Origin of the sequence: Bacillus mobilis (assembly GCF_001884045.1) — a bacterium.
In the GTDB taxonomy this organism is placed as follows: Bacteria; Bacillota; Bacilli; order Bacillales; family Bacillaceae_G; genus Bacillus_A; species Bacillus_A mobilis.
The window spans coordinates 15,597-41,807 of sequence record NZ_MACF01000137.1 but is presented as its reverse complement, the minus strand read 5'-3'; the positions used below and the strand labels follow the sequence as shown (position 1 = coordinate 41,807).

25 protein-coding genes are annotated in these 26,211 nt (G+C 37.1%); 17 read left to right on the top strand and 8 right to left on the bottom strand.

The annotated features are described in order from the left end of the window. The first annotated feature begins 75 nt into the window (after positions 1-75). A complete protein-coding gene (locus tag BAQ44_RS26735; protein ID WP_071724748.1) occupies positions 76-903 on the top strand; it encodes an SGNH/GDSL hydrolase family protein in 828 nt (275 codons plus the stop codon). Positions 904-987: 84 nt separating this feature from the next. Here the strand turns inward: BAQ44_RS26735 and BAQ44_RS31880 are convergent, their stop codons facing one another. After that, positions 988-2,064, bottom strand: a complete 1,077-nt coding sequence (locus tag BAQ44_RS31880; protein WP_084669652.1) for an acyltransferase family protein — start codon at positions 2,062-2,064, stop codon at positions 988-990. A gap of 199 nt (positions 2,065-2,263) precedes the next feature. Between BAQ44_RS31880 and galE the strand changes: the two genes are divergently transcribed. The 12 genes from galE to BAQ44_RS26665 all read left to right on the top strand — a co-directional run bounded on the left by galE (position 2,264) and on the right by BAQ44_RS26665 (position 14,236). Then, entirely contained in the window at positions 2,264-3,256 is a 993-nt protein-coding gene (galE, locus tag BAQ44_RS26725) for a UDP-glucose 4-epimerase GalE (protein WP_061679387.1), read from the top strand. Positions 3,257-3,374: 118 nt separating this feature from the next. Beyond that, complete coding sequence (locus tag BAQ44_RS26720; protein WP_071724744.1) at positions 3,375-4,046, top strand: response regulator transcription factor; 672 nt, start codon at positions 3,375-3,377, stop codon at positions 4,044-4,046. Between the two features lie 11 nt (positions 4,047-4,057). Next, positions 4,058-5,488, top strand: a complete 1,431-nt coding sequence (locus BAQ44_RS26715; protein ID WP_071724741.1) for a sensor histidine kinase — start codon at positions 4,058-4,060, stop codon at positions 5,486-5,488. Positions 5,489-5,554: 66 nt separating this feature from the next. Continuing rightward, a complete protein-coding gene (locus tag BAQ44_RS26710) occupies positions 5,555-6,337 on the top strand; it encodes a DUF3919 family protein (protein WP_000826638.1) in 783 nt (260 codons plus the stop codon). Then, positions 6,334-7,368 carry an ABC transporter substrate-binding protein gene (locus BAQ44_RS26705; RefSeq protein ID WP_071724739.1) on the top strand — a complete coding sequence of 345 codons (1,035 nt, stop codon included), beginning with the start codon at positions 6,334-6,336 and terminating at the stop codon, positions 7,366-7,368. Before BAQ44_RS26710 ends, BAQ44_RS26705 begins: the two co-directional genes overlap by 4 nt. Before the next feature lie 19 nt (positions 7,369-7,387). Continuing rightward, positions 7,388-8,722, top strand: a complete 1,335-nt coding sequence (gene pgtP, locus BAQ44_RS26700; protein WP_071724737.1) for an MFS transporter — start codon at positions 7,388-7,390, stop codon at positions 8,720-8,722. Positions 8,723-8,961: 239 nt separating this feature from the next. Beyond that, the gene (locus tag BAQ44_RS26695; protein ID WP_071724736.1) at positions 8,962-10,155 is read left to right on the top strand and encodes an efflux RND transporter periplasmic adaptor subunit; all 1,194 of its coding nucleotides are present in this window, start codon (positions 8,962-8,964) and stop codon (positions 10,153-10,155) included. Then, positions 10,152-10,832, top strand: a complete 681-nt coding sequence (locus tag BAQ44_RS26690) for an ABC transporter ATP-binding protein (protein ID WP_048542605.1) — start codon at positions 10,152-10,154, stop codon at positions 10,830-10,832. The genes BAQ44_RS26695 and BAQ44_RS26690 overlap by 4 nt, the downstream gene beginning before the upstream one ends. Continuing rightward, entirely contained in the window at positions 10,829-12,028 is a 1,200-nt protein-coding gene (locus BAQ44_RS26685) for an ABC transporter permease (RefSeq protein WP_063262291.1), read from the top strand. The genes BAQ44_RS26690 and BAQ44_RS26685 overlap by 4 nt, the downstream gene beginning before the upstream one ends. Before the next feature lie 126 nt (positions 12,029-12,154). Beyond that, positions 12,155-12,853 carry a YknW family membrane protein gene (yknW, locus tag BAQ44_RS26680; RefSeq protein ID WP_071724731.1) on the top strand — a complete coding sequence of 233 codons (699 nt, stop codon included), beginning with the start codon at positions 12,155-12,157 and terminating at the stop codon, positions 12,851-12,853. A gap of 16 nt (positions 12,854-12,869) precedes the next feature. Continuing rightward, on the top strand, positions 12,870-13,547 hold the full coding sequence (gene yknW / locus BAQ44_RS26675; RefSeq protein WP_071724728.1) for a YknW family membrane protein: 678 nt from the start codon (positions 12,870-12,872) through the stop codon (positions 13,545-13,547). Positions 13,548-13,765: 218 nt separating this feature from the next. Beyond that, positions 13,766-14,236 (top strand): sigma-70 family RNA polymerase sigma factor, encoded by a 471-nt coding sequence (locus tag BAQ44_RS26665; RefSeq protein WP_071724724.1) that lies wholly within the window; start codon positions 13,766-13,768, stop codon positions 14,234-14,236. A gap of 55 nt (positions 14,237-14,291) precedes the next feature. On the opposite strand, the gene BAQ44_RS26660 is transcribed toward BAQ44_RS26665, so the two are convergent. Then, on the bottom strand, positions 14,292-14,798 hold the full coding sequence (locus BAQ44_RS26660) for a competence protein ComK (protein WP_060488005.1): 507 nt from the start codon (positions 14,796-14,798) through the stop codon (positions 14,292-14,294). Positions 14,799-14,992: 194 nt separating this feature from the next. Between BAQ44_RS26660 and BAQ44_RS26655 the strand changes: the two genes are divergently transcribed. Then, complete coding sequence (locus BAQ44_RS26655) at positions 14,993-15,391, top strand: DUF4359 domain-containing protein (RefSeq protein WP_000731404.1); 399 nt, start codon at positions 14,993-14,995, stop codon at positions 15,389-15,391. Positions 15,392-15,411: 20 nt separating this feature from the next. Here BAQ44_RS26655 and BAQ44_RS26650 read toward each other — a convergent pair whose 3' ends face one another. Further along, positions 15,412-15,627 (bottom strand): DUF2922 domain-containing protein, encoded by a 216-nt coding sequence (locus BAQ44_RS26650; protein WP_061679375.1) that lies wholly within the window; start codon positions 15,625-15,627, stop codon positions 15,412-15,414. Between the two features lie 99 nt (positions 15,628-15,726). Further along, positions 15,727-15,951, bottom strand: coding sequence for a DUF1659 domain-containing protein (locus BAQ44_RS26645; RefSeq protein ID WP_061679374.1), 225 nt, complete (start codon positions 15,949-15,951; stop codon positions 15,727-15,729). A 110-nt stretch (positions 15,952-16,061) separates the two neighbouring features. Here BAQ44_RS26645 and BAQ44_RS26640 point away from each other — a divergent pair, with 110 nt between their 5' ends. After that, positions 16,062-16,547, top strand: a complete 486-nt coding sequence (locus tag BAQ44_RS26640; protein ID WP_016136054.1) for a VanZ family protein — start codon at positions 16,062-16,064, stop codon at positions 16,545-16,547. Between the two features lie 24 nt (positions 16,548-16,571). Here BAQ44_RS26640 and BAQ44_RS26635 read toward each other — a convergent pair whose 3' ends face one another. Both BAQ44_RS26635 and BAQ44_RS26630 read right to left on the bottom strand, forming a co-directional pair. Continuing rightward, positions 16,572-19,328 (bottom strand): DEAD/DEAH box helicase, encoded by a 2,757-nt coding sequence (locus BAQ44_RS26635; RefSeq protein WP_071724722.1) that lies wholly within the window; start codon positions 19,326-19,328, stop codon positions 16,572-16,574. Next, positions 19,312-20,931, bottom strand: a complete 1,620-nt coding sequence (locus BAQ44_RS26630; RefSeq protein WP_061679372.1) for an SWIM zinc finger family protein — start codon at positions 20,929-20,931, stop codon at positions 19,312-19,314. The genes BAQ44_RS26635 and BAQ44_RS26630 overlap by 17 nt, the downstream gene beginning before the upstream one ends. Positions 20,932-21,176: 245 nt before the next feature. Here BAQ44_RS26630 and BAQ44_RS26625 point away from each other — a divergent pair, with 245 nt between their 5' ends. Further along, a complete protein-coding gene (locus tag BAQ44_RS26625) occupies positions 21,177-22,574 on the top strand; it encodes a zinc ribbon domain-containing protein (RefSeq protein ID WP_071724721.1) in 1,398 nt (465 codons plus the stop codon). Positions 22,575-22,736: 162 nt separating this feature from the next. Here the strand turns inward: BAQ44_RS26625 and BAQ44_RS26620 are convergent, their stop codons facing one another. Both BAQ44_RS26620 and BAQ44_RS26615 read right to left on the bottom strand, forming a co-directional pair. After that, entirely contained in the window at positions 22,737-23,039 is a 303-nt protein-coding gene (locus BAQ44_RS26620; protein ID WP_063262281.1) for a DUF3910 family protein, read from the bottom strand. A 79-nt stretch (positions 23,040-23,118) separates the two neighbouring features. Beyond that, positions 23,119-23,997: a cell wall-binding protein EntA gene (locus BAQ44_RS26615; protein ID WP_071724720.1), complete on the bottom strand. Its 879-nt coding sequence runs from the start codon at positions 23,995-23,997 to the stop codon at positions 23,119-23,121. Between the two features lie 665 nt (positions 23,998-24,662). Between BAQ44_RS26615 and opuD the strand changes: the two genes are divergently transcribed. Further along, complete coding sequence (gene opuD / locus BAQ44_RS26605; RefSeq protein ID WP_061679369.1) at positions 24,663-26,180, top strand: glycine betaine transporter OpuD; 1,518 nt, start codon at positions 24,663-24,665, stop codon at positions 26,178-26,180. Positions 26,181-26,211: the final 31 nt, after the last annotated feature.

The following is a 26,211-nucleotide window of genomic DNA, read 5'->3' as shown; positions in this document are numbered from 1 at the left end:
GAAGGAGTTGGGTTTATTTTTGCGTGAGTTTATATTAGTATTATATATTGTGAGATTAATAGATGAGGTGAATCGATGAATAAGAAAGCAGTACTTGTCCTATTTATTTTTGTATTGTTTGTCGCTTCGGTTGTGAGCGGTAAATTGTACTGGAATAAGAAAGTTGCGAATGCGACAGGGCAGACGAGTGAAGTAACGAAAACGAAGTCTGAAGTGAAAGACAGCGGAGCGAAGAAAACAGAGAAAAAGCAAGATGCAAAGTCATCTTTTAATGAAGCATATGCGAAGAATTTACCAGATGCAGTGAAAGAGAAGTTAAAGAAAGCTGCTGAGGATAAAAAGGCAGTAAATCTTGTAATTGTTGGTGATGAAGCTTCTTCATCTGAAAAAGATGCTTGGGCAGCTCAGTTAACGGCTAATTTAGAGACTGCTTACGGTAAAGGCTTATGGAATGTGACGGTAAAGGAATATAAGGGTGAAAGCACAGAAGAGTTGATCGCAAATAAGCGTGATAAAGAGATTGCGAAAGATAATCCAGATGTGATTTTATTCGAACCACCATTTATTACGGACAATGGTAAAACTGGTAATGGAAACTCAGTTGCGAGTACACAGAAATTTGTACAAGCACTTTCTACTAGTGCAAAGGGTGCTACGATTATGATTCAACCACCAAACCCAGTGTATGGTGCGAAGAATTATCCGAAGGCAATTGAAGCATTAAAACAATTTGCGACACAAAATGGTTATACATATGTAGATCATTGGGGAGCATGGCCTGATGCAACAACAAAGGCTATTTTACCATATTTACAAGAAGAGTTTGGATTCCCTAGTGCGAAGGGGCATGAAGTTTGGGGGCAATATATAATGAACTATTTCATATCTAATGAAGCTGTTTGATATAAAAAGCTATTTATAAGTTTAATGTATGTAATATAGAGGTATAGAACGACTCAGTGATTAATTACTGAGTCGTTCTTATTATTAATTTTTATAGTTAGATAGAAACTTTTTGTTTTTTTGTCTTACGCCATTAAATAGCATCTGAAGTAGAGGGTACTTTTTGATGATAAATGAAATAAATAGACTCATAGTAATCCCAAAAATAGTATAGATAAACCAGTGCGAAAGAAGGGGGGAGTGTAATGTGTTATTCAGCATGCTAAGAAACCAAAATGTTGCATTGTGAAAAATTAAAATATTTATTGAATTTTTGCCAAAATAAATAAATATTTTAGAAAAAACTTTGCTATTCCCTAATAGTTGAGCTGCATAGAGCATAATTACACTACCTAAGAAACCGTTAATATAAAATAAAATAATGTTACCGTAAATCCGATTATTAATATCTATAAGGCCATTAATTGGATTAAGAATAATAAATAGAATAGTACTTATTATAATAAAGGTAATTGGGAAATGGAAACACTTAAACAAACCAATTGATTTAAATTTATTTCCAATGTACAAAAATAATTGTACAACGAAAGCGATATCTAGTCCCCATGGTAAATGTACATAGTAACTAATATACCCCCCGATAAACCCTATTCCTATAAAGATAAGGAGTTGAAGCGAATTTTTATAGGATTGTATTAGACTCATTATTGCTAAAAATAGTACTTCTGAGCAAAATAAGCAAATTAAAAACCATATAGGTACATTGACGTATAACATTTCACCATTCCCATAGAAAATTCCTATTATGGGCTCATACCAAGAGAGTGTATAATCTTGATTATAATATTGTCTTATTATCCATATTATGTAGAAGAGTATACCCGCTGAAAAATATGGAATTAGTAGTCTCCATATCCGGGTTTGTATAAAGGTCGAGAAATTATCTGAATGTTTAGTTACGTTAAGTAAGTAACCAGAAACCATAAAAAATAGGGGCATTCGAAAAGCAGAAAAGATATTATTTAATTGCGGGGGCATTTCCGTATGGCCCATAACTACTAGTGAGATAGTTATCCCTCTGACGATGTCTATTGCTTGTATTCGTGATGATGAATTTAGTGTATCTTTCAATTTTATAACTCCCAACTTCTTATATGTCATATTTATGGTACATTATTAATAAGTCTTCATCAAATTACAGTTTATTTTGAATTATGAAGGGCTAAATGGCATTTTATATTGAAGCATTAATAACAAAGATTTTTCTTAGTTATTAAAGTTATGTATAATAAGAATGGATATGGAATTTGCTAGAGAAAAATAGTAAGTATTTTATAAAAAGTAAAGTTAGGTGAAGACAATGAATTCAATTCTAATCTGCGGTGGAGCTGGTTATATCGGTTCTCACGCTGTTAAAAAATTAGTAGACGAAGGTTTATCTGTAGTAGTAGTAGATAACTTACAAACTGGTCATGAGGATGCAATTACGGAAGGTGCGAAGTTTTATAATGGCGACCTTCGTGATAAAGCATTTTTAAGAGATGTTTTTACACAAGAAAATATTGAGGCAGTTATGCACTTTGCAGCTGATTCTTTAGTTGGAGTTAGTATGGAGAAGCCTCTTCAATATTATAATAACAACGTGTATGGTGCACTTTGTTTATTAGAGGTAATGGATGAGTTTAAGGTAGATAAGTTTATTTTCTCTTCTACTGCGGCAACGTATGGTGAGGTGGATGTAGACCTTATTACTGAGGAAACGATGACAAATCCAACGAATACGTATGGAGAAACGAAGTTAGCAATCGAGAAGATGCTTCATTGGTATAGCCAAGCTTCTAACTTACGATATAAGATTTTCAGATACTTTAACGTAGCTGGTGCAACTCCAAATGGTATTATTGGGGAAGATCACCGTCCAGAGACACACTTAATTCCTCTTGTACTGCAAGTGGCATTAGGTCAACGTGAGAAGATTATGATGTTTGGTGAGGATTATAATACACCAGATGGTACTTGTATCCGTGATTATATTCATGTTGAAGATTTAGTGGCAGCTCACTTCTTAGGGCTTAAAGACCTACAGAACGGCGGAGAGAGTGATTTCTATAACTTAGGAAATGGTAATGGTTTCAGTGTGAAAGAAATCGTTGATGCAGTTCGTGAAGTTACAAATCATGAAATTCCAGCTGAGGTAGCGCCGCGCCGTGCAGGAGATCCAGCACGTTTAGTTGCTTCTTCTCAGAAAGCGAAAGAGAAGTTAGGATGGGATCCTCAGTATGTAAATGTGAAGACAATCATTGAGCATGCTTGGAATTGGCATCAGAAGCAACCTAATGGGTATGCTAAATAAATATAATAAGTGAGAGAGGGTATCGTCGACAAAATATGTTCGACAATACCCTCTCTTTTTCTATAGGATTTTTGCTATACTAAACTGTACTATAATACGGGATGGAAGGAGGAGAATAATGAAAATACTTGTAGTTGATGATGAATCGAGTATTCGTAATTTGATTCGGATGCAGTTGGAGATGGAAGGGTATGAAGTGCTCACGGCGGCTGATGGAAGAGAAGCTTTAGAGAAATGGAATGAAGGGCCGGATGTATTGATTTTGGATGTTATGCTTCCAGATACAGATGGGTATGAGTTGCTTCGTTTGTTCCGTGAGAAGAATAGGGATATTCCAGTACTGATGTTAACTGCGAAGAGTCAGATGAATGATAAATTGCTTGGTCTGCAGCTAGGTGCAGATGATTATGTGACGAAGCCGTTTAATTATGCGGAGCTTATTCTTCGGGTCAAGAATATGACGCGGCGTGTGAAGAAGAGAGAGGTAACAGTAAGTCATGAAGTGATTGGGGCGGGGGAGATAACGATCTGTCCTAAGGAAAGAAAAGTACATGTTAGTGGACAAGAAATTCAGTTAACGTACAGAGAGTTTAATTTATGTCAGTTGTTTGTTTCCAATCCGCAGCGTGTATTTATGAGAGATGAGTTACTTGAGAAAGTATGGGGATTTGAGTATATCGGAAATACGAGAGCGGTTGATATTATGGTGCAAAGACTGCGGAAGAAGCTAGGGAATAGTGGGGAATATATTAAGACAATTTATGGCGTCGGCTATAAACTGGATTGTTAAGTGGTGATGGTATGTCTTTAAAGAGAAATATGGTGTTTGGAATAGTGGGACTGTTAATCCCGATTTTTGTTCTTTTGTACGCAGTTGTTTATATTACGTTAGAAAAGAATATGTATCATAACGCGGCAAATTCTTTAGAAAAGTTAAGTGTAGAAGCACAAATTTATACGATGAATTATTTAGAGAAGGAAGCAGAGGTCGAGACGCTCGGTCCGAATTCACTTTTAATTGCTTCGTATTTAGCGAAGCGTATGGATGTACGTGTACAGATGATTGGGAAGAATGGAGATGTTGTGGCGGATACGCAAAAGGGAGCACTTCTTCATCGAAATATCGATATTGCGAGTTCTTTGAAGGGGAAGAAATCGTATGTTTTTGAAGAGGGAGACCCAGCTCCAATTCTTTTATTTTCAAGCCCAGTGTATTATGGAAACGATGTCATTGGAAGTGTTCGTTTTATAAATGAGTTAACGGGTGAGAAGGAAGTTTTAACAAATGTCGGTTGGACGTTTTTAATGACGTCTCTTTGTCTCGTAGCTGCGGGTATTTTCTTTGCAATTCGTTTGGCAAAGTCTCTTCATAAGCCGATTGATCAGTTAAGACAAATGGCAAAGCGGCTTGCGAATGGGGATTATAAAAGCAAGATTGAGCTAAATGAATATGTGGAAATTGCTCAGCTTTCAGCATCTTTTAATGCGATGGCTGATGGAATTGAATTGCATATTAAGCAATTGAAAGAGGAGAAAGAGAAGCAGAAAGATTTCTTAGACCGTATTACGCATGAGCTAAAAACACCGCTAACGGCGATTATTGGCTATGTGGATTTAATTCCGAAGTTAAAGGCGAAGGAAGATGTACAGGAAAGCCTGCGTTATGTAGCTGTAGAGAGTGAGCGTTTATTATCACTTGTGGAGGAATTACTTAAGTCTTCAAAGTACGGAACGAGTACGTTTGAAGTGTCACCTACAGTTGTGAATATAAAGGAATTAGCAGAAGAAGCAGTTTCAATTGTGAAACCTCGCCTGCAGAAATTTGAGATTGAAGTGATAAATGAGTTAACAGATGTACATGTTGTTGCGGATTTTGATAAGACGAAACAAATCTTCTTAAACGTGCTCGATAATGCGATAAAATATAGCGATGCTACGCAAATTCGTATGAATGTAATTGTAAATGAACGTGAGGCGAAGGTTTTTGTTCATGATGATGGCATTGGTATAGATGAAGGTGTGCTTGCAGAGTGGAATGAATCGCCAGAAGGGAAGGTACTGCCTTCTAGTTACGGGAATGGTTACGGCTTGTATATTTGTCAGGAGATTCTGAATAAGCAGGGCGGAAGTATGCGAATTGAGAGTAGTGAAGAGGTTGGTACTACAATATTTATTACATTCTTACTTCCAAGACAGATGGAAGACATAAAAAACTTGAAAGCGGTTAAATGATACATTTATGAAACAATTATGCGGTATTTTCGAAACAACGTTTTTTTATCTTGGAGGTAGGCAGAAATGAAAAGGCTATCATTTCAAATTCTTATGTTTGTCCTTTGTATAATCGTTTCTCTTATTTTGTTTTATGTGATGGAGAAGCAAATATACAATCGAATCACAATAGTGAATGACAAACAAACTGTTTTACAAAGAGTGAATGAATCCCTGCCTACCGAAATGAAGGTTAGGCATGAAAAGTGGGGAGAAATTGTTATAACGGATGAAGTTCGTTTGCATACGATTGTTTCATTCTTTGACCGAATTCAAATAGAACCGAGAGAAGCTAAGAATCAAGAACAAGTATTTACTGGAGAAGTAACGTACTTGAATGGACATAAACGTACTTTTGCAGTAGGTGACTTGTTCCAGTACGGGGCTGATATGTACGGAAAGAATGGTACGGACCCAATGATTTCAGCATTTCAAACGTATTTGTTAAGCCTGTATTACACACCAGAACGTATTAGTGATTTTTTTGCGTCAGCGCAGGATGTCATAGTGCGCCAAGGTGATGTAGAACGTGCGATGAATCTTACGCACATACTTGATTCGATTCGGTACGCAAAGCAAATTACAGATTACGGAGAAATACAGAAATTATTACAATCACAGAATGAACCGATTGCTTATATTACCGCTTATAAAACAGGGAAGCGTATAAAGAATGAGCGAGAAGACATTCTTACTATTTCTGTATATCCATCGTACTTTGTTGTGCAATATCTCGGTGATAATAATGGGAATGTCATGTATATGAAAAGCTCCCTCGCAAATTTATTTGTAAAGGAGAATGTGTCATGAGAAAGATAGCCTTTTTCTTCTTTTTGCTAGTAATTGGAGGAGCGATGTCTAGTTGCTCTCGAGATACAACCTCTATTAAATATAATAAAAGTGGTCTCCCTATTTTGGATGATCGTCATCTTGTTGCGTATGTAGCGGCTCGTGAGGAAGTGGGTGAAGCTTTGCTTTCATCATTTTGTAAACCGCGCGGCTGTACGTATGAATTTATTCGTCTTTCGACAGAAGAGCTTCTTCGGAGGGTAGAAGAGGAAGCTGGAAATCCGAAAGCGGATATTATTATTGGCGGTACGGTAGATGCGCATCAAATGATGAAACAAAAAAATCTATCTATTCCTGTTACGAGTCAGCATGCGAATCGTATTTCAAAAACTGTTAAAGATAAAGACGGTTATTGGTACGGTTATGAAGTAGAGAAACTGGCAATTGCGATCAATAAAGAGCGGTGGAATGAAGAAATAGCACCGCTCGGACTTCCTTATCCATCAAGGTGGCAAGATTTATTAAATCCAGTATATAAGGGAAAGATTGTGATGCCAGATCCAAATGTATCAGGAACAGCATATACGTTTTTTCAATCACTTATTGATACTGTAGGTGAAGAGGAAGCGAAGGAATATGTTAAGAATCTCGCAGGACAAGTTGGTGAAGTAACGGTGAACGGTTACATACCGGTGGAGCTTGTTGCGAGCGGTGATTATATGATAGGCATCAATTTTATGGGAGATCAGAGAATGCTTCAAAAGCAAGGCTTTCCAATTGTAAGTATTGTACCGGAGCAAACAGGGTTATCTGTTAATGCGATTTCGAAACTAAAACGTGCACCGAATGGTATTATTGCGGATTTATTTATTGATTATTGTTTATCAGAAGAAGCGGGTCACATTTTAGAAAAGGTTTCGTTTGGCGTACCAACAATGTTTGCGAAGAACGAGAAAGAAATTGAAGGACAGCCGGTTAGAAGAACAAACAAAAATATATCAAATAGTGGAATAATCGAGATATGGAATAGACAGCGTCTCTCTCAGAAGTGAGAAAAGGAGACGAAAATATATGTTTAAATGGCTTAAGCCAGCACCTGTAATTGAGAGATTGCCAGCGGATATGATCGACCGTGTATATCGATTACTACGTATCCGTGTATTGATGGGAATTTCAGTTGGGTATGCTGCTTATTATTTAGTTCGTAGTAACTTTACGTTATCTAGTACGTATTTAGTACAAGAATATGGGTTTAGTACAGCTGAAATTGGACTACTAGGTTCAATCATGGCAATTGTTTATGGATTTAGTAAGTTCTTTATGGGGAATTTATCAGATAAAGCTTTCGCCCAGCGTTTTATCGCAGTCGGTTTATTCTTATCAGGGCTTGTAAATATTTGTTTCGGTTTTGCATCGTCATTTGGAATGATTGTTACATTACTTGTTCTAAATGGTATTGTACAAGGTATGGGAGCACCACCTTGTAGTATCGTTATGACGAAATGGTTCTCAAAGAAAGAACGTGGCACGAAAACAGGTATTTGGAATATTTCACATAACGTTGGCGGAATGCTTGTGCCACCACTTGTCGGAATTGGTGTAGCTATTTTTGGTGAAAATCATTGGCAAGGCGGCGTATTTATTTTCCCTGCGATTATCGCAATGGTAATTTCAGTTCTTGTTTGGATTAATGCGAAGGATACACCAGAATCAGAAGGTCTTCCTCCAATTGATGAGTATCGTAATGACTATGAAAATCTTGAAAAAGCAGATCATGCTAATAAGATGTCACCAAAAGAAATTTTAATGAAATACGTAGTAAAGAATAAATTTGTTTGGTTCTTATGTATTGCGAATGCATTTGTTTATTTAATTCGCTTCGGTGTTATTAACTGGGTTCCACTTTATTTAACGACAGTTAAAGGTTTCTCAAAAAATGAAGCACACGCGGCGTACGCAATTTTTGAAGGTATGGCAATTCCAAGTTCATTAATCGTTGGTCTTTTAAGTGATAAATTATTTAAAGGAAAACGTATGCCATTATGTATCATTAGTATGGTCGGAGTTGTTATTGGTACGTTCGTATATTGGCAAGCAACTAGCATACTTGTTGTAAGTATTGCAGTTTCTATTATCGGTTGTTTAATTTATGTACCACAGTTCTTAATCGGTTTAAGTGCGATGGAATTAGTACCGAAATTTGCAGTAGGTACGACAGTTGGTATGTGTGGTCTGTTCGGTTATGTAGGCGGAAGCCTTGTAGCAAACGCAGCAATCGGTGTTATTGTTGATCGTTCTGGCTGGGACGGTTGCTTCATCTTACTATTAACAGGTGCAGTTTTATCAACAATCTTCTTGTTCATCGTTCAACGTGGACATGAGAGAAATGCTCCTAAAGCGGCATAATATTTTGTTTGAAAAGCTATCCAATTATTATTTTGGATAGCTTTTTTTATATTAATATAATCTTTCCTTAAATCTATCTTAAAAGACAATATGTCATATTTCTAATCATTGGAATTTTTGTTACAATATAAATGGATGTGTAAAACTTTGTAAAAAGAATGTAATAATATGTAATCCGTTTTCAGAAAGTTTTATACAATTTTTATATTAAACTATCAAGTTATAAAGGGAGCGAGAAAATGATACCAAATACGGTTCGTACTCCAAACAAGAAGAAGAAGTGGATTATTATCGGGGTTATTGCACTAATTGTTATTGTAGCAGCAGTTAATATTTTTATTATGCAAGGCAAGAAGAAAGGAGCATCAACATCTGCTGATGCTGTGAGCTTTGAGAAGGTAACGGAGCGAAAGCTTAATAATACGAAGTTAATTGCGGGACAGGTGAAGCCTGCAAATATTGAAAGTTTCTATGCTGATCCAACTAAAGGAAAAGTGAAAGAAATTGTAGTGAAAGAAGGGCAAGAGGTAGAGAAGGGAACGAAGTTATTCTCTTATGATAATGAAGAAATGAATCTTCAAATGAAGCAAGCTGAACTTGATCAGAAGATGGCAGATATGCGTTATGACCAAGGGAAGAAGAAGATTGATTCGCTGAAGAAAGAAATTAAGAAGGCGAAAGATAGCGGAGCTGGGAAAGAAGTAACAGATCCGATGGAAGAGCAAGTAAGTGAGTTGGAAATGGCGCAAAAGACAACTGATCTTGAGAAAGAAAAAGGAAAGTTACAAAAAGAAGAGTTAAATAAAAAACAGAAAGAACTTACGGTTTATAGTAATTTTGCTGGTGTTGTTCAAAAGTTAGATAAAGATGCGGCGCAAAGTTCATCGCAAGCTTTAGGTGGTCAAGGGAAAGCGTTTTTACAAGTAGCGTCTAAAGATCCATTCCAAGTTCAAGGGACGTTAACTGAGCTTCAGAAGTCACAAATTCAACCAGATCAAACATTTACTGTAACTGCGAAAGCAAATAGTAAGAAGAAGTGGACTGGTAAGATTACAGAAGTAAGTGAATTCCCAACGAGTGCAGAGATGGCTCAAGCAGGCGGTATGGGTGAAGCAACTCAAAATATGTCCCAATATACATATAAAGCAAGTCTTGATAGTCAAGATGGTTTATCTCCAGGTTATCACGTTTCTTTGCAAGTAAATTTAGAGAATAAGACGATGATTGCTGTTCCAACTAAGAGCATTGTGGAAAAAGACGATGATGCATTTGTTTATGTTGAGGATAAAGGAAAGCTTCGTAAACAAAATGTGAAAAAAGGTTCTACTGATGGAGACTGGACAGAAATTACTGAAGGCGTAACAGTGGGGCAAAAGGTGGTTAAAAATCCTTCCGACGATGTGTATGACGGAATGGAAGTGAAAGAGAAATGATTACGTTAAATAATATTGCTAAAACGTATTATCAAGGGAAATTAGCAGTGCCGATCTTACATGATATTAGTTTAACGATTCAAAGCGGTGAGTTCGTTTCGATTATGGGGCCGTCTGGTTCTGGTAAATCAACGCTTATGAATATTATCGGTTGTTTAGATCGTCCAACAGAAGGCGAATATATGCTGAATGATGTGAATATCTTAACAGCAGATGAGTCAAAGCTTGCTTTAATTCGTAATGAATATATTGGCTTTGTGTTTCAGCACTTTAATTTGCTGCCGCGTCTTTCAGCAGTAGAAAATGTTGAACTTCCGCTCGTATACGGTGGCGTGAAGAAAGCAGAGCGTCGTCAAAGGGCTCTAGAAGCGCTTGGTAAAGTCGGTTTGTCAGATAGGGTTCATCATCTGCCGAATGAATTATCAGGTGGACAGAAGCAGCGTGTAGCGATTGCAAGGTCGATTGCGAATAACCCAACATTCATTATGGCCGATGAGCCAACTGGTGCGCTTGATACGAAGTCTGGTGAGCAAGTTATGAATATTTTCACGAAGCTTAATGCAGAAGGTACAACGATTGTTATGGTTACGCATGAAGAGGAAGTAGCAGCGTATTCTTCCCGCCGCATTGTACTGCGAGATGGGAAAATTACAGAAGATAGAAGGTGTGCGGTATGAGTTTACTAGATAGTATAAAAATTGCCCTATCTTCTATTTTAGCTCATAAACTGCGTTCAGCTCTTACGATGCTCGGTATTATTATCGGGGTAGGTTCTATTATTACTGTCGTTGCGATTGGGCAAGGCGGGGAAGCGATGTTGAAGTCAAAAATCGCTGGTTCTGGTGATAACCTTATGCCAATTCAGTTTAAACCAGATATGAATGATGAGTTTGCAATGGGTGGATTTGAAGTACCGAAGTTAACAGAAGAAGATATTATGGAAGTAAAACAAGTGAAGAATGTATCCCACGTTATTACAACAAATCAGGGGATGGAGATACTTGATGTAAATGATAAAAAAGCAAATCTGAATATTATTGGTCTTGATAATGAATATTTTGCAGTTAATAAAGTAAAGGTCGTAAAAGGACGTACTTTAAACGAATCAGATATTTCTCATGCAAATAACGTTATGATGATTAGTACAAAAACAGAAGAAGTATTATTTAAGGATGTAAATCCAGTCGGACAAATTATTGAGATGAAGGGACAACCAATGCAAATCATTGGTGTGTACAGATCTGATAATGAGTTTATGGGATTTGAAATGGAAGAAGGGTTAATCCCGCTTACGTTATGGCCTGTTTTATACGGAACAGATGATATTCAAAATATCGCAATTCAGTCTAAAAATGTAGATGATTTAGAAGTAGCTGGGAAAAAGGCTGTTGATGTATTAAATAGCCGTAAGCCAAGTGAAATTCCAGGTAAATATGAACTAGTAAACTTAAAAGAATTCCAAGAAGGGGTTTCTAAAGTTACTAACATCATGACGATGATCATCGGCGGTATCGCGGGTATTTCGTTAGTCGTTGGTGGTATCGGTGTTATGAACATTATGCTCGTATCTGTAACAGAGCGTACGCGCGAAATTGGGATACGTAAAGCACTTGGGGCAACACGTAGTAAAATTTTATTACAGTTTTTAATTGAAGCAGTTATGTTAACACTTCTAGGTGGTTTAATCGGAATTGGTCTTGGATATGGCGGAGCCTATATCGTTTCCACATTTGCGAAATGGCCACCACTCGTTTCGTGGGAAGTTGTCGTTGGAGGCGTACTATTCTCTATGACACTCGGTATTATTTTCGGATTAATTCCGGCGAATAAAGCTGCTAAATTAGATCCAATTGAAGCATTACGTTATGAATAAGTTAGCAGTGTAGTAGAGAGGGGGCTCTCTACTACACATTACCGTTCTAGTGGGCGGTTCGTAGCCTCATAAGAGGAAGTGAACCGCCCGTTAGAACGGGTTATATAAATAGAAGGAGGCGTTATAATGGAGGCGAATTTGAATACACAAAAAGCTGGCGGAGAGAAGCCATCATTGTTTGGAATGATTACTTCTCCTGGTTTACAGTTTGAGAGAATGAAGACGAGCGAGAAAGTTTGGGGTATGTTCTTCTTAATGGCGCTATTACAAGGGCTGTTAAATGCTTTTACTACATACGTTACGAATACGTCACCTGAGATGGTGAAAGTGAAAAAAGAACTAGGTGAATTCGCAGGACAGAGTTCACTGACATCCGATGTTATTTCTGGCATTGTGTCGGGTACTATAGGTGGTATGCTGGCAACATTCGTTGTTGCAGCTATTTATAAAGTGTTTATGATGTTCTATGGGAATGATACCTCTTATAAAAAATTAGTCACAATTATTGTATATGCAAACATTGTTGTTATTATTGGTGGATTTATTAATGGTATTATCGCTTTCATTTTAGGTGTCGCACCAACTGCGTATACAAGCTTAGGACCACTATTTGAGCAAGGTTCAGTTGCTTATGGAATAGGGAGTTCGATTGAAGTATTTTATTTATGGAATATCGTTTTAATTTGGTTAGGACTGCAAATTACAGCGGGAGTAAGTAAAGTGAAAGCAGCGATTCCAATTATCGTTTTATTCATCATTAAAGCATTATTCTTAACGGCAATTATTATGTTAATTGCGGCATTCTTACCAAATATGCCAGTATAAATAGGGGGGCGTTATAATGGAAACGAATATTAATACGCAAGATGTAGGTTCTAAAAAGCCATCGTTATTAGGGATGATTACATCTCCAGGTGAACAGTTTGAGAGAATGAAGACGAAAAGTCCGGTCTGGATCGCATTTGTCTTACTTATTTTATTGGGAACGATTATGGCAACAGGTGCAGCATACTTAACGCTAATTAATACTCCAGAAATGGCAAAAGAGTTAAATGGTGAAGCGGGAGCAATGATAAAAGGATTTGCTCTTGGTGGTGGAGCACTTGTTGGTGTATTAGGTACGCCTATAGGTCTATTTATTGCAGCTGGTATTTATAAAATTATTATGATGTTTATGAGCAATGATACTCCGTACATGAAGATATTATCTATTTACTTATATGCTAACCTTGTTTATTACATTGGTGGATTGTTAAATGTAGCATTAGGCTTTGTATTTGATGGAAATGGTGTTGATATTTATACAAGTTTAGCTCCTTTATTTGAAAAAGGAACAGTGTTACATGGAATTGGCTCTTCAATTGAAATCTTCAATATTTGGAGTTTGGCTCTAACGGGACTAGGGTTACATATTGTAGCTGGCTTAAGTAAGAAACAAGCTACAACATTAATTGTAATTTTCTTCGTTTTAACAGTTGCATTAGGTGTCGTAAAAGGGTTAGCTGGCATTGGTGCATAATATGATTGGATGAAAAGGTGGCTCTTCCAAGAGTCACCTTTTTTATTTTTACCCTTATTTCAAATACGACCAGTAAAATTTCAAATTCTATTTCATGTAATTTCAAATTTCGGCGGTAGTATTTGAAATTACTCACAGTGAAATCGCTTCTTTATTTTTATATTGTGGAGGTACCGGCGGAATAACAAAGAGGTATACCTTTTAGAAGTGGGTACTGTGTGAAACCAGCAACTTTTAAAGAGGCGGTTGTTTTGTACGAAGGTATGATTGTGAATCAAATAAAGAAATTAGGTATTTATCAAGATCATGAAGAGTATTATCAATGTGGTTTAATCGGTCTTTGGTATGCGTATGAAAGATTTGATGCGGAAAAAGGAAGTTTCCCAGCATATGCAGTTGTAACTGTGCGGGGGTATATATTAGAAAGGTTGAAGAAAGAGTTTGCGGTGCAAGAAAAGTGTGTATATGTAGGAGAGTATGAGGATATCTTCCATTTTGAAGATATTGAAATGAAAGCGAAGGATTTTATGAGTGTATTAGATGAGAAGGAGAAGTACATTATTTTTGAACGATTTTTTGTAGGGAAAACGATGGGAGAAATCGCTAGCGAGATGGAAATGACCTATTATCAAGTGAGGTGGATGTATCGGCAAGCACTTGAGAAAATGCGAAATAGCTTAAGAGGGTAAATATTATCATAAGAATGGAAGGCAAGGGATATTGCTTTCCATTCTACTTATTATGTTAAGGTAGTAAATGTAATAAGAGGCTTTTAAATTGTAGTGAATCTTGCATGTTCATACGTGATAATACGTATCCAGCTTTTAATAATTGTTGTTTTAGCCTATGGGGACTGATATGTATTGTTGTAGTAGTACCATTTGAAAAATGAATGTTAGCTTTTTTACTCTTTTTGAAAAACTCTATGTCATCTATATGGTTATAAAACAGCCATATACAGTTTGGAGAAGAAGGAGATTCTGTCGGGAAAGCACAAATATATTCTCGATGATTAATTGGAATTGGGACATTTTGTTTGAAATGAAAGTTTGTTTGAACTGCTTTTCGTCTGCCTTGGTAAGTAGAGTGAACATTGGTTAGACAAGATTGTTTGATGAGTTGGAGAGCAGTTTGACAGGAGTAAAGATGGTTCCCGCTACTTTCGATAATCTTTGTTTGATAATAAGGGTGCTTGTATGGTTCTAACATCATTGTAGAATTAGAAATAATAATATCATTTTCTTCATTCATAAATTTGATTCCCCCTTTATAAATGATAATAATTCTCAATATAATTATATACGAATTAAGTAAATTAATTGTTAATATTCTGTTTCATATTGTAAATTTTGGCTATTCGTTTACAATCAATAGATGATAGTCTTTCTAATTTGCATCGCTTGTACATATATATGAAAATAGAAAAGAGTAGGCGGTGAGATAGTATGAAGAAAAAGTATATTATTATGGCTCTAGTTGTTGTTCTTCTAGTATATTTAGCAAATAGTAATCCGAGTAAAGGTGAATATACGGATTGGGCAGCAAAGCAGTTTATGAAACGTAATGATGTAAGTAAGAAGCTAGACGAAGTTCAAAAGGAAAATGAAGAGGGTCTCCTTGGCGATTTAGCATCGGCTGGTAAGAAGTTGGCGAAAAAATATGTTGAGCCACAAGTTGGATTATTAATCGAGAATTATACAAAGCGAAGTGATTATATTTTCTTCTCAACATATACGACCGAGTTTGATATAGGTGGAGAACACTATAAATATGTATGCGTCGGTTTTTCAAAAATATTTATTCCGATTGAAATGCCGAAGAAAAAAGACGAATCTGCAAAATGATGCAGATTCGTCTTTTTCATTTATAGAGTAATGGGAACTTCAGATACATTCCTCTCTACAAGACGGGCTCCTTTTTTTCGAGTAGTATCATTAATTGATGAAAATACAGATGAGGCAAGAATCGTATCCATTACTTGATCTACGACTTGTGCATCGACGGGTGTGATAGGTTTTTCGATAGAAAAAACAACTGTTTTTCCATCTTCTTTTGCGAAAATTAATTCTAGTACTTGCATATGTTATTTCCTCCTTTTTATTTATCCGGTTAGGCAGGGACGATTGGTGTTGGCTAATAATCAGCGGGGGATGAACACCCCACTGATTAAAGCTTCACCTTATAGGTTAGAAAGATCTGATGTGCTAACAAGTTGTATAGCGTGAAGCGGTGATGCTTGTACAGAAGCAAGAGCACGTGCTACGTTTTGTACTTGCTCTAAGTTTGCGTTTGTTTTCACACGCTTAAATTGTTTGTGCTTAAAAACTGTTTTTCCGTTCTTATCTAATCCACTGTTTAAGACAAGACGTAAAGTTAAGTCCATTACGATTGTTTCGACTGCCATGCTTATCACCCCCTTTCACTTTATAAATAGGGCGTGAATGTCATGTTTTGGCGTGAAATTTATTCTTTTTTTTGGTACGCTTAAAAGACTAAGAGAGGGGTTTCGGAAGAATGAATCGTAAATGGTTATTTTGGATTCCTGTTTTACTATGGATGGGGTTGATTTTCTATTCCTCGGCACAACCATATAAAAAGCAGGATATGCGTTCGGATATTGAACAATATGTAAATGTGGAGTTTGTGAAAGAGCATTTCTCATGGGTATCTATCGATTATGGCGGTGGTACACCTGTTAGCATTGCAAATAAAGGTGTAGGTGGATTTGTTGAGTTTTTCCTTCGTAAAGGTGCTCATTTTATGGTGTTCTTTATGCTCGGTTCATTGACGTATTATGCTTTTCATCGATCAGGTTATTCAAGAAAGCGGTGTTTTATATACGCCCTTCTTTTCGTAGCGGGATATGCAACATTTGATGAAATTCATCAATGGTTTACGGGAGACCGTACACCGATGTGGCAAGATTCATTACTGGATACATGCGGCGGATTAACAGGAATTATAATAAGCAATTGGTTTTGGAATAGAAAAAGGAGCTAATCTTTTGAGATTAGCTCCTTTTGCTCATACACCAAGTAATTCTTTTAGTTCATCTGTAGATAGTTCGGTCATCCAACTATCGGTTGTAATGACGGCGTTGTTTAATGATTGTTTTCTTTCTAACATTTCATCAATTCTCTCTTCGAGTGTCCCTGTTGTAATAAGTTTATGAACGTGAACGAAGCGTTTTTGACCAATGCGATATGCGCGGTCTGTTGCTTGATTTTCTACAGCTGGATTCCACCAACGGTCATAGTGAATGACATGGTTGGCAGCGGTTAAGTTTAAGCCAGTTCCACCTGCTTTTAACGATAAGATAAAAATGTCATACGTTCCGTTTTGGAATTGCTCGATCATTTTGTCACGCTCTTTCTTCGGTACACTACCGTTTAAGAAGAGGACGCGCTGACCGAAATGTTCTTCTAACATATTTTTTAGCATGTTTCCCATACCGATGTATTGTGTGAAGATTAAACAACTTTCATTTTGATCTTTTATATTTTCAATGAGTTCCATTAGCGTGCTCGTTTTCATGGAACGTTCGATGATGTCTTTTGGTTCTGTTTCCTTTAAATAAAGAGCAGGGTGATTACAAATTTGTTTGAGCTTGTTCAGCATGAGTAATATAAATCCGCGTCTTTCAATCCCGCTTAATCCTTCTACATTTTGCAATGTATCTTGAACAAGTTGTTCATATAAGGAAGCTTGTTCACCAGTAAGTGGGCAGTAAGCTTTCTGTTCTTGCTTATCTGGTAAGTTTAATGCGACGGTTTGATCTTTCTTCGTACGACGCAGTAAAAATGGCGAGATAAAACGTTGAACTTGTTGGATTTTTCCTTCGTCACGGTCTTTTTCAATCGGTGAGACGAAGCGGCGCTGGAATTGTCCTAAGCTGCCAAGATATCCATGATTAATGAAGTCGAAAATAGACCAAAGCTCGGCAAGTCGGTTTTCCATCGGTGTCCCGGTTAAAGCGATTTTGTGATTTGCTGGCAAGTTTCGTACTGCCTTCGACTGTTTCGTATGTGGGTTTTTAATATTTTGTGCTTCATCCAAAATAACAGCATCCCAGCATAACGTACTCAGTTCTTCTTCATCAAGCTGAGCTAATGCATAAGATGTTAATATAACATCTGTTGATTGAAGGAAGTCTTTAAATGATTCGCCTTTCGCTCGGTTACTTCCATAATGTAACTGAACACGTAAATTTGGTGCGAAACGCTCAAATTCTTTTTGCCAATTTCCAAGAACAGATGTCGGTGCCACGATTAAGGCAGGGCCTGTTTGGAGATTGTTCTCTTTTATATATAGTAAGTAAGTGATCGTTTGAATACTTTTCCCAAGTCCCATGTCGTCAGCTAATAATGCTCCGAATCCAAGCTTTCTTAAATATAATAACCACTCAATGCCATGTTGTTGATATGGACGGAGTGTTGCGTTTAGTGCAGAAGGGACATCTACTTTTGGAATATCTCCAATGTGTAATAGTTTTTGGAATAGCTCTTCATAATATCCATCTAGTTCGATTTCAATATCGGTAAATGGACTATCTTCTTCTACAATTTCTGCCTCAGCAGTGTTTGATAAATGTTGCTGAAGGACATCTTTCATTTCGAGTCCATATTTATCGGCACGGTTCATGAGTTTTCGTACTTCTTCAATAAAGGCTGGATCCAGTCTCATCCATTGACCATTTATATTGAATAACCGTTTGTTTTGTTCAACGAGTTCGAAAAATTCGCTTTCGGACAAATCAATGCCGTTCGTTGAAATGCGCCAGTCAAAATTAACAAGCGTATTCATGCCAAAGAAAGATTGCGTTTGCGTAGCATTTTGCTTCAGCTGTACACGTAATTTTGGTTTTGTTGCTTTTAAATTTTGCCACCATGATGGTAGTAAAATCGTAATACCTGCGGCGAGTAATTCGTTACTTGCTTCCGTTAAGAAGTTCCACGCTTCTGTTTCAAAGAGTTCACTTCGGAACATCTCGTCTTCTTTTAACCACGGTACGAGCTTACTGAAGCCTTCTTGTGTTTCTAGAATACGTTCTTCATAATCGTGCCATCGCTTTGGTAAAGAATCGATACTCTCATATACATATATGCGATGTGCCCCGCGCTTTGGTGTAACAATTGTTTCAAGCTTCCACATTTCAAATTCTTCTTGCGGTTCTTGTAGCCGTAGTCCGATTGTAAAGGGAAGGTCATCTTCAATGTAACCAATTTTGCGAAGCCAATCTTCTTCATGTAGTGCTGCATCCAATTGTCTTTTCGTAAAGTCGTAATGTTCATAAAGTCTCTTGGCATCTTCCCATCCATCATTTGAACGGTTATCTTGTAATATGCTTTCATTTACCGCAGTCGAGAAAAGAGATGCCAATGTGTCGTCTTCGATTGGGGTATTTTGAACTTTCCAAGATGGTTGCTGAGACCAACGCTCCATATCAGGTACGAAGCTACCGCTGATGAAGGCATCCCATAATTCGTTCGCATCTTCCGTAAGTGCTGTAATAGGGCCGTTCATTTGAATATGGGCAAAGGAGTTCATCGGTTTATTAGCGATGTATTCAAATGCTTGTGCGTTTGTTAGCATAACACCTTGTTTTCCTTCAAAGGTCGCTTCTTTTAGAAACGTGCCGTAGAAGGAAGTGGAGTGCCATGTAAATGCATTTCGTTTCCAACTTGTTACGGATAATGGAGTACCGCTGTCATCTTCTCCCCAAAGGAACCAACCTTGACTAACGTGCTGGAGCCTAATTGTTACTTCAGTTTGATTGATCATCGATTAATTTTCCTTTCCGTAATTCCTCTTGTAGTGCACGCAGACGTGAATGTAAGTTTGCGGTGTGAATAATGAAAGCATCCCATTCATCGGTACGCTTTAATCGTTTATATAATGTACGTAATTTCTTTAAGTAACGAACTGCGCGTCTATATGATTTACGATTTCGCTCTTCAATGGCCTCAGTAGCAGCAAGGTGATAAAGAGGAAGGGCCGCTTCTGGTGCTTCCTTTTCAATATCTTTCAGAGGCTCTTTCAAAAGTTCAATGGCTTCAAATCCATGTAAGAGCTGAAGTTCTGCCCATGTACGATATTGCTTTTTCGCGAGTACGTATTGCTCATAGTTTGCGAAACTATATGGTAATAGCTCTTGCAAAATCATTTCGAGTCCGGCTTGTTCATTTGTATGGGTTGCATACGTTTCATACATGATGACAAATAAGCGAACGATATCTTTTATGAAAATTGTATTTTCGTGCTCATGTATCGTTTTCTTCACTTGCTTATACGTAAAGGAAAGCCAGTTTTTCGCACGATCCCACTGCATTGTATTTAATAGCTCTTCTAACCAATAGAAGTATAGGCTTACAACAGAAGCAGGTTGTTTCTTAAGTAAATCCATCGCTAATAGGTCTTCGTCATTTAAAAAGAGTAGATGAGAAGATGCTAATGCTTTGGAAAGTGGATTGATTTTCGTATCGATTCGCTTTTCTTCTTCTTGTAGTTGCTCTTTCTTTTGTAAGAGTTCACTCCATATGTGACGATAAATAAAAAATCTCTCTTGTGTATAAGCGTCGGTGGAGAAGAAGACTTCGTGAACGAGACGAGCTGTTTCTTGCAAAATTGCTTCAGACTCTGAAGGAATCGCTTCTGATTGTAAGTCCCGAACGATGGATTCCACTTTATCTACAAATAAGCGAACGACGTTAACAGGCTGGTGATAAGAATACGTTTTATTCGCTTCGAAGTCCTGAATCTCTTCTAGTAATTTTTGAAAGCAATAAAGCGCTGCGTGTAGCCTAAACAACTCATGTATCGCAACAATGCGCGGAGCCTTCCGCTCGAGTTTCGTATAGAAGTCCGTAAAAATACTCATAAGAAAATACATTTGTTTATACGTAAGCCGAGCTTGTTCTTTTTTAAATGATTCATATTCGTTATCAAAATATGATTGCCAACTTTTATAATCCGTTTCTTCAAAAGCTGATGATTGCAATACTTGTCTTGCAGTTCGAATAGGAGGAAGGGAAGGTTTCGTATTATTTTTAAATAAAGTTAATACATCTCCTACTTGCCCGAAACTAGATGCTGCAGATAGTAACACAGCAAGCATATGCTCACATTGTGTTGGTGCGAAGCAATCGCAATAGCTTTCAGCGACGTTACGAATCGGGATATGGACGCTATATACGCTGCCTGTAGCATCTACAGTTCCTGATAGCGTATAACCATCAAAGTCAACGTTGTAGACAAAACCACTACGATATAGGTGCCGAGCTGTAGCGACATGTTCCTGATCAGCTGTTTGCTGTGGATCTAGTCCTTGGACGAACTCATTCGCAATCATCATAATTTCATCTTTCGTAATTGAGTGTTGCAGCATAATATTCCTCCGTACACATATTTCTTTCCTTTACCATTATAAACAAAAAATGCTCAAAACAGAAAAAATGAAATTTACATTACACAATTTGAAAATCATGGTAATATATATAATGTTTATAGGGAGAAAGACGGCCCGAATTAGGGGAGTAAAGTGAATAAGGAAGGCTGAAATTACCTGCTATAGAAAAAGTATAAGCTTTATTGTGCCGCAATAAAGTTAGAGGAAAATTGGGGGAGAGCATATTGAAGTTTTGTGAAACTTGTAGGGAACAGTTTGCAGGTCATTTGAATTTTTGCCCTAGGTGCCGCAATAAATCAGAAGATACTTCGGCAAGTATGGTTGCTTCTAGTGAGGAGATGCAACGAGAGACGCGACCAGTACGAAGTAAGAAAAATATATTTCTTTTTATTGGTTTCATCGTAATTGCTGCCTTATTATTTGGAGTATATCAATTCGGGGCGTATAAGTTTTCAAAAGAGAAGCAAGTAAATGAAATGATTGAGGCATTCCAAAAGAACGATGTTAGTGCAATCGATGAGTTTGTAAAAGTAGATGATCCAGGTCTAAAAGTGAAGTCAGAAGACATTCAGGCATACATACGTTATTTAAAAGACAACCCTTCATACAATAAAGCATTACTATACTACTTGCAAAAAGAGGTGATAGCTAAAGATTCAGTAAGTGGTACAGTATCCTTTGAAGATGGGAGAATCATAGAAGATGGGAAAGAATGGTTCTTATATCCGAAGTATAAGTTCAGTATGAAATCTTATTACATGAATGTTAGCATAACGGCCAAGAATGCTGAAATATATGTAAATGATAAAAAAGAAGTAGAGCTTTCTAGTAGTAAAACTTCAAAAGAATTAGGGCCATATTTTCCAGGTTCTTATGTTGTGAAGGCAAAGGCGAAAGCAGAACTTACTCAATTAGAGACAGAAAAAGAAGTGGATTTAGCAGATGAAAAGAAAGGGACAGTAGAAGTGAATTTATCACTTGAAGGAAATTATGTAACTATCTCTTCTGATGAAAATGACGCGACTGTTTTTGTGAATGGTAAAAAGCGTGGGAAATTGAGTAACGGAAGTTATAAACTGGGACCTGTAGCGACAGATGAAACGGTAGAAGTGCATTTAGAGAAAAATACAGAGCTTGGTGCCATTAAATCTGAAAGTATCAAAGTTGGGGATCAAAGCACATATTATTTAAAGTTCCCAAAAGAAACGCCAAGCGTAAAAGAAATATCGAGCTCAGCAGCTGGTGAATTTGTACGAACACACATTTATGATAATGTACGTGCGATTTCATCAAATGATTTTAGTATTATCGCAAATAATTATGATAAGAGCGGGCCATCTTATAAACAGGATCGTGAGTATTTACAATATCTATACCAAAAAGGAATTACAGAAGACTTATTAACAATGGAAGTTCGTAGTGTAGAGCGTCAAAGTGCTACGAAATATAAAGTAACGACATATGAAGAGTACCATATTCGTTACGGTGATGGCTCTGTTAAATTTAAGAGCTTTAGTAATGACCATATCGTTACTGTTAATGGAGATGGAAAGATATTGTACCATTCTCTTGGAGCGAATAATACGCTTAAGTCAGAGGAAGTATCTGGTCCGACTCGCTAATAAAGAAGAGAGGTTGTTCAATATTGTTGAACAGCCTCTTTTTATGTGAATATTTGCTAGTAAATCAATATGTCGTGTCGAACCATTGATATGTTCACGAAGGGAAAATAAAAGGATATCACTTAGCCGAAAAAACCAGCTAGATGATATCCTTTTTTACAATTATGAGCGCGTTTCCTTTAATATCGCTTGCACATATGGATCATGTAATATTTTTTCTACGATTGGTAACATATTTTGTTCGAATGGAATGTCGATAGGAAATGGCTTTTGTGAGCCGGGTTTGATTCCATATTGGACAATTTTGTAATGTGTATTTTCTTCAGAGCTGAGCACAATTAATTTATATCGATTGTCATCACCAGCGAGTGAAAAGTCAATGGAAGTAGCATCGTATGTTACTTCATCTTTATATATATACGGTTTTGGTGTACCGATCCAGTCTACTTTTGCTTGTACATTCATGGACATAACCTCCTTATAGCTATTATAAAAAAATAAAAGCCAGCTCTCAACAAAGAGAACCGGCTTTAGCAGTCATTGGTTATTTTAAAATTTTCACTTTAACAGTTTTGCGTCCCCATTTTTGAGCAGCACTATCTGATCCAAGTAGGATGTCGATACGGTTACCTTTAATTGCACCGCCAGTATCTCCAGCGATAGCTTCTCCGTAACCTTCAACCCATACTTTAGATCCTAATGGGATTACTTTCGGGTCAACAGCAATCATTTTCATGTTTGGGTTCGCTGTTAAGTCATGACCCATTGCAGTTAATACACGGCCGCCGTATGTGCCACCGTTTTCGCTTGGGTGAGCTGTATATGCTGTAGCTACAACTGTTAACTCACGACCATTAGAAGGTTCGCTAGTTTCAGCAGCTTTCACAGCAGGCTTAGCAGCTGGTTTTGCTTGTGCTGCAGGTGCTTGCGCTTTAGCTGGTGCTACAGTTTTAGCAGGAGCAGGTTGTTCTTGTTTCTCAATAACAGGTGCTGTACCTGTTAAGAAAGGAACGTGAACATAAGCTGTTTTCCCGTTATATTCGAATTGTAACCACTCATTTTGTACTTGGTTCGTTGTTTCGATCATATCGTCTTTCGTAAGCGTCCCAAGAATTTCTGAGTCTGTGTTCGCTTCAGCACGTACGTTTAATACGTTAGCTGTTACGTAGTAGATGCTTTTTGTAAACTCTGAACTTACGAATGCGTCTTTACCATCTAAAGTGATTTTTGACCATCCGTTTTCTGTATTTTGAACATCTATTTTATTACCGTTTAGTAATTTACCGACAACTTTTGATTCCGTAGTAGGGTTTTCGCGTACATTTAGTACGTCTGTTGTTACAACAGTTTCTGCATTAGCAGATGATGTGAAAATCCCAAGACCAAAAACTGCTGCTGTTGCTATTCCAATTAATTTTTTCATGATAGCCTCCATTGCGTTTGTTTTCGTGTCCTCATTATAGCAACAGATTTTTTCGGATTTCGGGAAAACACACAATTACAAACCATTCGTAATAAGTCGTTAACATCCTGTAATATAACAAAAAATATAGGAAAGCGTTTTTCATTCCATATGATTATTAGGTTTCTACTTATATTCAAAATATTTAATACAACATATTGTTTTCGGCGTAAATAAAAATATTACAGGAGTGTTACATGATGTTTACTAAACGATTACATTCCTTGAGTATTTTACCGTTTTATGGGTAATATAGTTATATAAACATAAACATTTTGTTTGTGAAACTATAAACACGTGCTATATACTAGCAAAAAAACCGCATAATTGTTACAAACAGAAAGGGTTGCAAGGAAGAAAAATGCCCTTTTTTACATCTGTAACACATCCTTTTTTGGGAAAACACATTCCCATCCGCATTTTTCTCGCACAATTTGACAGCAGTATTTCGATCTTGTAGCTCTTGCAGAGTAAAAAGATTATACGGAAGGTAAGGCTGTCCATAAGAATTCGAATTGGTGAAGGTGAAAGTAAGAAAATCACCGCAAAAATCATAGTTTTCTATCCGATTTTACATATCGGAATTGATGTTATTTACAAAAGTGAAACCTACGAAGGGGGATTTGATGAGGAAACTGACAAAAACATTCATCGTTTCATTAACATTATGTATTGCATTTACAATTTGGGGGATTATTCCCGAATCTATTATTGGAAAAGGTAGCCTAGGAAATGTAACAACGGCAATTCAAACTGCATTAGTTAGTAAGTTTGGATGGTTCTATATTATTTCTGTTTCTATTATATTAGGTGTGTCTATCTTTTTAATTGTTTCGAAATACGGTTCTATTCGTTTAGGTAAAGATGATGATGAGCCTGATTATAGTTATATGACATGGTTTGCTATGCTATTTAGCGCTGGTATGGGTATCGGCTTAGTTTTCTGGGGCGTTGCCGAACCGTTAAACCATTTGTACGCACCTCCATTTGGAGAAGGTGCAACTGAGGAAAGTGCGCGTCTTGCACTACGCTTTTCATTTTTCCATTGGGGATTACATCCGTGGGGACTATATGCATTTGTAGCGCTGTGTATTGCTTACTTTACTTTTAGAAAAGGAAAAGCAAGTACGATTAGTGCGACAGTAGGTCCGTTATTTAAAGGCGGGGAACATGGACGTATTGCTCATTCATTTGATGTGTTAGCTGTTTTCGCAACTGTGTTTGGTGTTGCAACATCATTGGGTCTTGGTGCGAAACAAATTGCTGGTGGTGTTAGTTATTTAACATCTATCCCGAATTCATTGCCGACACAGTTAGTTATTATTGCAATCGTAACCGTTCTTTTCATGTTATCTGCGCAAACAGGTCTTGATAAAGGAATTAAATATTTAAGTAATGCGAATATTATTTTGGCGTTTGCACTTATGATTATTGTATTATTTGCAGGTCCAACAAACTTTATTATGAATTACTTCACTTCAACAATCGGTTCTTATCTTCAGGAATTGCCAAGCATGAGCTTCCGTTTAAGTCCATTAGATGAAGGCGGAAACCAATGGATTCAGTCGTGGACAATTTTCTATTGGGCATGGTGGATTGCATGGTCACCATTCGTAGGTACGTTTATTGCTCGTGTTTCACGAGGACGTACCATTCGTGAGTTTGTTATCGGTGTGTTACTCGTACCGACTGTAATCGGTGCGCTTTGGTTCTCTGTTTTCGGCGGGACTGGTATTCATATGGAGTTGTTTGGTGATGCACATATCTTTGAAAAAGTGAAAGAGATGGGAACAGAAGTAGGATTATTCGCTATGTTTGATCAGATGGGAAGCTTTGGATCAGCTTTATCTGTTCTAGCAATTCTTCTGATTTCTACATTCTTTATTACATCTGCAGACTCTGCGACATTCGTTTTAGGGATGTTAACGACACATGGTAGTTTAAATCCACCAAACCGCATTAAAATGGTTTGGGGTATCGTTTTAGCAGCGTTAGCTTCTATCTTATTATATGTAGGTGGATTAGAAGCCTTACAAACGGCAGCTATCATAGCAGCATTCCCATTCGTCTTCGTTATTTTCTTTATGATGGCAGCATTATTTAAAGAGTTACAAAAAGAAGGGCGTATGAAGCGTCATAAATAATAGAAGGAAAAAGAGCTGATTATGTATCAGC